1 protein-coding gene is annotated in these 1,358 nt (G+C 62.1%); it reads right to left on the bottom strand.

Annotated elements, in window-relative coordinates; genetic code table 11:
- Window positions 1–4: 4 nt before the first annotated feature.
- A protein-coding gene (locus tag ACFVHY_RS24440) for an IS3 family transposase (RefSeq protein ID WP_390275958.1) occupies window positions 5–1,305 on the bottom strand; the annotation gives its coding sequence in 2 pieces (ribosomal slippage) (window positions 5–1,032 and window positions 1,032–1,305; 1,302 coding nt in all).
- Window positions 1,306–1,358 lie beyond the last annotated feature (53 nt).

The following is a 1,358-nucleotide window of genomic DNA, read 5'->3' as shown; positions in this document are numbered from 1 at the left end:
TGAATCACCCTAGGTTCTGTGCCGCCTCCAATATGGGCTGGTCCTCGGGGCCGAGGCCAGCGTAGTGAAGCGTTTCGAACTCGGTCGGGGGGATCTGGCCGATACTCGAGTGCAACCTGCTGTTGTTGTACCAGTCGACCCAACCAGCGGTCGCGAACTCGACGTCGGAGACTGTCTTGTACGGACCGGAGTGGAAGATCGTGGTCCGGATGCATTCGGTCTTGTACAAGCCGTTCACCGACTCGGCCAGCGCGTTGTCGTAGGCGTCCCCGACCGTTCCGATCGACGCGGCGATGTCTTCGAGTCGCAGACGCTCAGTCAGTGTAACCGATGTGTACTGACTTCCCGCATCCGAATGATGAATCAGCTCAGCAGCTTTCACCGGATGCCCTTCCCGTTTCCGCTGCCACAGGGCCATCCGAAGCGGGACCGTCACCAAGTCCACGCTCTTCGATGTCGACGCGTGCCAGGCCACGATTCGACGGGAGAACACGTCGATGATGAACACTACGTATACCCACCCGGCCCAGGTCCGGCAGTAGGTGAAGTCGGTCACCCAGACTCGGTTGGGTTCGGCGGCACTGAACTGTCGGTTCAGTAGATCCTCCGCGCGCACACCATCAGCGGAGCGGACGGTCGTGCGGACTCCCTTGGACCTTCTAATTCCGTTGTGACCTAACACTTTCATCGCTCGATCAACGGCGCCGTAGGACACCCCCGGCAGTGTCGTGCGGTGCAGATGGGCGCGCATCTTCACCCGCCCGTAGAGGCCCTCCGGGGTCATCTTCCGTCGGCCGTCGTCATCGGTGCGCCAGACCACGGTGCGCACCGCATCGACGACGTGGGCATCGGAGACGGTTCGTGCGGCAGGCGTGCGTGTTCGCCATGCCCGGTAGGTTCGTGCGGCAACCATGCAGCCCTGCTCACGCAGGACCCGGCAGATCGACTCGACCGCAAAACCGTTGGAGCGCATCTGATCTATGAACGCCACGATCATCGGTTGCGGGGGTCGAGTTCCCCCGCGAAGAAAGTTGTCGCCGCTTTCAAAATGGCAACGTCTTCTCGCAACTGCTTGTTCTCCGCCTTGAGACGCTTAATCTCGGCGGACTCCTTCGAGGTGGTCCCGGAGCGGGCGCCGGCATCGACCTGTGCCTGCACGGCCCAGCGGCGTACCGTCTCCCCGCCGACACCGACCTGCTTAGCGATCGCTTCGGCAGCGGCAGTCAACGACGTGTACTCGCCGCCGTGGGCCTCCAGCAACCGCAAGGCCCTCGAACGGACCTCCGGATCGATCTTCTTAGGCATGTGCTCATCCTTCCTGACTCAGAAGGAAGCGGCATCAAACCAGGGGTGATTCA

This window comes from Gordonia sp. NPDC127522 (genome assembly GCF_042672305.1).
Lineage (GTDB): Bacteria > Actinomycetota > Actinomycetes > Mycobacteriales > Mycobacteriaceae > Gordonia > Gordonia hongkongensis.
This window is presented reverse-complemented; position numbering and strand designations above follow the sequence as displayed.